The following is a 4849-nucleotide window of genomic DNA, read 5'->3' as shown; positions in this document are numbered from 1 at the left end:
GGGCGCTATTCTCGGACAGCCTCATAGGTTCACTGCTACTATAGTTTGGCTGACATATCCGTACCCGGGTTATGAGGCATTCAATGCCATCTGGACGGGGAGTTATGTCGCTCAATTGTTAATTTGAAAATGCTTCCAGAGGCGCATTCCCTGTTGAAGGGCACTGCCTGACATTTTCCGCTTAAGGCTTTCTTTCAGGAAAGCTGTTGATTGCTGGAGCGTTTTGCAAATCCTGCTTATGTTTTTTCTGGCTTATGACCATGTCCGATACTTCAATCGCAGTTATCAGATTCACACTCAGGAGCTGGGCTGCTGGATTGATGGGTGTTTCGGCCGATCAATTCTGCAATGGAAAGCGTGCAACTGCAAACTCTCTTCACGTTTTTTAATGGAAATCAGGGGAAAGGGCATACCATCCATGATTAGAATGATTGCCGGGGCTGAATTATTCATCAACGGGGCTGAGGTTTTCAGAAAATACTGTAAAAAGTTGATTCTTGTTTTTGCTGTTTTTCTGGTGGGTTGCGCCAGTCAGAATGTTCAGCAAGTTGATCATAGCGCTGCAACCTCAATAGACAGTCAAGCACCGGCCCGGTCTGATGAGCCTGTTACCCCCTTTGCAGCGGAGACGCTCTATGATTTGCTGGTGGCAGAGCTTGGTGGCCAGCGTCAGCGTTATGATCTGGCGTTGGGAAATTATTTGAAACAGGCACACAAAACAAGAGATATCGGTGTGGCCCGGAGAGCCTACCAGGTTGCGGTTTATGTAGGGGCAAGGCAGGCCGCGCTGGATGCTTCATTACTCTGGGTTGAGCTTCAGCCGGAAAACCCGGATGCACTTCATGGGTCTGCTCTTGAGCTGGTGTATGCTGGTCAGTATGACAGGGCCTTTGCTCAGATGAGTCAACAGCTTTCCCTGGGGGGCAGTCCGGCCTTTGATGTACTCGCCAGCGCCGCTGGCAACGATCAGGGGCCGCTGGCTAAAGATAGCCAGCTTGAACTTATCCATCAGTTTGACAAATTGTCTCAGGTTTACCCGGATTACCCTGTACTGAAATTGGGTAAAGCCATTCTGCTTCAGCAGACCGGTGAGTTTGCATCAGCGCTTACTCTGGCAAATGAGCTTCTGAGGCAGGATCGTGGGTTTGTACCGGCCATGATGGTAAAAGGGCGGGCTTTGAATAAATTGAAGCGGGATGCTGAAGCCGAAATAATGCTTGCTGAAGCGGTTCAGCGTCACCCGGAGAAAAACCGGCTGCGATTGTTATATGGCAGAGTTCTTGTTCATACCGGTAAGCTCGACCTGGCAAGGAAGCAGTTTGAAATTCTGCTTGAGAGGGCTCCCGGGGAGAGTGATATTGTATTGTCTCTGGCGCTTATCACATCGGAAAATGGTTTGGAGCAGGAAGCCGGGCAGTACTTTGAACAGCTATTGGCCCTTGGTGAGCGGAACAATACAGCTCATTACTATCTTGGACGTTTGAGTGAGAAGCAGCAAAAGTATTCTGTAGCAAGAGAGCATTATCTTTCTGTAGGTCCCGGAAAAGAGTTTATGCCAGCCCAGGTGGCATTGACCCGGATGCTGGTTGGGCAGGACAAACTGGAGGAGGCGCTGACCCATGTGGGGGAGGCAAGAAGCCGTCATCCTGCCCGGATGGAATCGCTTTTCCTGTTGGAGGGAGAACTCCTGGTAAATGATCGTCAGCTGGGCAAGGCGCTGATATTGTTTGAGCGGGCACTTAAAACAAACCCTGAATCGGTCAATCTTCTCTATTCAAGAGCAATGGTTTATGAAAAGCTGGATGATCTGGAGGGGTTGGAGAAGGATCTGCGTTCTATTCTGGCGTTTGACCCTGACAATGCTGCAGCATTAAATGCACTGGGGTATACCCTTGCTGATCGAACCGACCGCGTTAAAGAGGCTGAAGCACTTATTATGCAGGCTTATGATTTGAACAGCGAGGATCCGGCTATCCTGGACAGTATGGGGTGGGTGCAGTTTCGCCTTGGGAACTTTGATCAGGCAGAGAAGTATTTGAGAATGGCATACAGTCAGTTTCCCGATGCTGAGATCGCAGCTCACTTGGGAGAGGTGCTCTGGGTGAAAGGCGAGCAAGATGCTGCCAGGTCTCTTTGGGCGGAAGCACTGCAGAATAGTCCTGATAGTCAGATTTTAAAGGATACGGTGGGTCGGCTCACAGGGGGTGATCCCAAGAGTCAGGCAGAAACAGTCAGTACAGCGCAGTGATTTTTTTAAAAAGTAAATGCCGCGCTTTCAGTCGTCTGACGAAGATTGTGCGGTGCATACGCATAATGTAGCTTGGTGTATATGGGAATGGGTGTTGATCAATACTTTTCTGGTTTGAGAATTTTACTGGTTCTATTTTTTTTCATCCTTGCTGGCTGTGCTTCCCGAACGGTTGATTCGGGCAGGCAGGTCAGTGACGAAGATAAAGAGCAGCGCTGGCAGCGACATCAGGAGCGTTTGGGGCTGATTCAGGACTGGGAGATGACCGGGCGCCTTAACATGAAGGTTCCGGGGCGATCAGGTACGATGTCGCTTGACTGGCAACAACAAGGTGATCAATACAAGTTGGCTCTGGATGGTCCCTTAGGTGCATCCGTTGCCCGTATCTCAGGGGATCGTCAGGGGGTGTCGGTCACCGCATCGGATGAAACCCGTTATGGGCCGTCACCTGAAATGCTGCTTTATTCGCTGACCGGGTGGCAGTTTCCAGTCAGTAATCTAAGGTATTGGGCCAGAGGGCTGCCAGCCCCTGGCAATGATGCCAGGATCCAGCTGAATAACCTTGGCTACCCTGACAAAATTGAACAACAGGGCTGGGTGGTTGCTTATCAACAATACGGATTGAGTGACAGTCAGCGGTTACCTGTTCGTTTTGTTGTGAGCCGTGGAAAAATTCGATTGAGTCTGTTGGTGAGTAGCTGGCAGCTTTAAAACTGACACTCAAGTCTTGCTGATGTTAACCCGGATATTTCATAAACGTGCTCACGCTCTCGCTTGTCCTTTGCCGCTCTGAGGGAGTTTTGCTCAGTCGATCGTACTCCCCGGTACGGCGCTCCCTCACAAAATCCCATAGAGCGGCAAAGTCCTCGGCTTTGGCATCCTGCGTCGCCCTGCCTCCCACATCCATGTGGTCGTGCGCAAGATTCGGGGCAGTTTATGAAATATCCAGGTTAATGGAGCGTGGGCGGTAACTCCCGGGTTATGTTGTTATTACCCAAGTGCCTTCCGGGTAATCTTTAGAAATGGTTATTAATTTGTTTAATACTCTATGAACGTTATCATGGTAACTCCCAAAGCCATAGGCTGGTGCCAGGTTCAGGGCTTCCAATGCAGCCTGGTTGGCAATCATGTAGTTGTAAATATCCTGCAATACATACACTGCCCGGCCTCCTGTCATACCATAGATAACATTGATGCCTTCACCCGGATTTGCAATATGAAACATGTGAAATGCGTCATTACTGCAATGCACTAATGTTTCATCACCGTACTCTGCCATTTGAATTTCAAAACCCATAAACATGATCCTCGTTTGAGTTGTTTATCAGGTGGATGATCCAGAAAGACGTCATGGGCTATGAACTCTTATTGATCTGACAATATTTCCCGATGTTAAGTTCAAAGTCCGACGTTTTTTGTTAAGTGTTTCTGTCGTAATGCTTTATTGTGCGTTTTGAGCCATTATTACGGTGTTTTTTTGGAGTCTTCTTGATGCTGACAGAATTGGTGTTGCCAGCCCCGGCCAAATTGAACCTGTTTCTGCATATTACTGGTCGTAGACCTGATGGTTATCATAACCTGCAAACGCTTTTTCAGTTTCTGGATTTTGGTGATCAGCTGACTATCGCCAGCAGTGATTCAGGTATTGAGCTGGTTACCGGTCTTGAAGGGGTGGAGCCAGAGGATAATCTGATTGTTAAGGCCGCCCGTCTTCTGCAACAGGAGACCGGTTGTCGTCTTGGTGCAAAGATTCATCTTGATAAGCACCTGCCTATGGGGGGAGGACTGGGTGGTGGTAGTTCCAATGCGGCGACCACTCTGTTAGGGCTTAATGCCTTGTGGGGATTGAACCTTGCCATTGATCAGCTGGCAGCGCTCGGTTTAAAACTGGGTGCTGATGTTCCGGTTTTTGTTCGCGGGCACAGCGCTTTTGCCGAAGGGGTTGGTGAAATTCTAACTCCAATCGAGCTTCAGAAAGCTTGGTTCCTGGTTCTGGTTCCCAATGCACAGGTGAATACCGCCGCGATGTATGGCCACAGTGAATTGTCAAGAGATTCTTTGCCGATTACAGTGCGCGACGTCCTTGAACGAGAGGGGGCTGCTCTTGATCAGGCTCCTTATAACAAGCAGGAACACCATCAGAAACAACAGCGGCGAAACGATTTTGAACCTCTGGTTTGTTCACTGTATCCCGAGGTTGATAAAACGCTCTCTCTGTTGGATAATCTCGCAGATTCAAGCATCGGGCGAGCCATGATGAGTGGTTCCGGGGCATCGGTATTTGCCCGGTTTGCCAGTCGTGAACAGGCGTTAACGGCACAGGCTGAACTGACTCTCAACGTTACTAGTCCTGAGATTGCAGATGATACATCAAAGCTACACAGCTTCGTGGCGCGCGGCATTAATCGTTCGCCCCTGCACACAGCTTTGCAGCAGGCAGGTTTAACGCTTTCAGCGTGATCCTGACTGTTTATCGCTCAAGACTGTTTTGATGTTAACTACGATAAATCGGCCTGGATTGTGCACGGATTGATAAAGAAATTTACTGGGGTGTCGCCAAGCGGTAAGGCATCAGGTTTTGATCCTGACATGCGGGGGTTC

At 49.3% G+C, this 4849-nt stretch carries 4 protein-coding genes; 3 read left to right on the top strand and 1 reads right to left on the bottom strand.

What is annotated here, in order from left to right; all coding sequences use genetic code 11:
* Window positions 1-223: 223 nt before the first annotated feature.
* Window positions 224-2248, top strand: coding sequence for a tetratricopeptide repeat protein (locus tag KDK15_RS09305; protein ID WP_257295080.1), 2025 nt, complete (start codon window positions 224-226; stop codon window positions 2246-2248).
* An 87-nt stretch (window positions 2249-2335) separates the two neighbouring features.
* Window positions 2336-2959, top strand: coding sequence for a lipoprotein insertase outer membrane protein LolB (gene lolB, locus KDK15_RS09300; protein WP_257295079.1), 624 nt, complete (start codon window positions 2336-2338; stop codon window positions 2957-2959).
* A 268-nt stretch (window positions 2960-3227) separates the two neighbouring features.
* Here the strand turns inward: lolB and KDK15_RS09295 are convergent, their stop codons facing one another.
* Window positions 3228-3545, bottom strand: coding sequence for a hypothetical protein (locus KDK15_RS09295; RefSeq protein ID WP_257295078.1), 318 nt, complete (start codon window positions 3543-3545; stop codon window positions 3228-3230).
* A 194-nt stretch (window positions 3546-3739) separates the two neighbouring features.
* On the opposite strand from KDK15_RS09295, the gene ispE reads away from it, so the two are divergent.
* On the top strand, window positions 3740-4708 hold the full coding sequence (ispE, locus tag KDK15_RS09290; protein ID WP_257295077.1) for a 4-(cytidine 5'-diphospho)-2-C-methyl-D-erythritol kinase: 969 nt from the start codon (window positions 3740-3742) through the stop codon (window positions 4706-4708).
* The last annotated feature ends 141 nt before the right edge of the window (window positions 4709-4849 follow it).

This window comes from Endozoicomonas sp. YOMI1 (genome assembly GCF_024606345.1).
Classification (GTDB): Bacteria; Pseudomonadota; Gammaproteobacteria; order Pseudomonadales; family Endozoicomonadaceae; genus Endozoicomonas.
This window is presented reverse-complemented; position numbering and strand designations above follow the sequence as displayed.

Bases quoted from the DNA above. Each gene is read 5' to 3' on its own strand.
- ispE (WP_257295077.1), top strand. From the start codon at position 3,740: ATGCTGACAGAATTGGTGTTGCCAGCCCCGGCCAAATTGAACCTGTTT.
- KDK15_RS09295 (WP_257295078.1), bottom strand. From the start codon at position 3,545: ATGGGTTTTGAAATTCAAATGGCAGAGTACGGTGATGAAACATTAGTG.
- lolB (WP_257295079.1), top strand. From the start codon at position 2,336: ATGGGTGTTGATCAATACTTTTCTGGTTTGAGAATTTTACTGGTTCTA.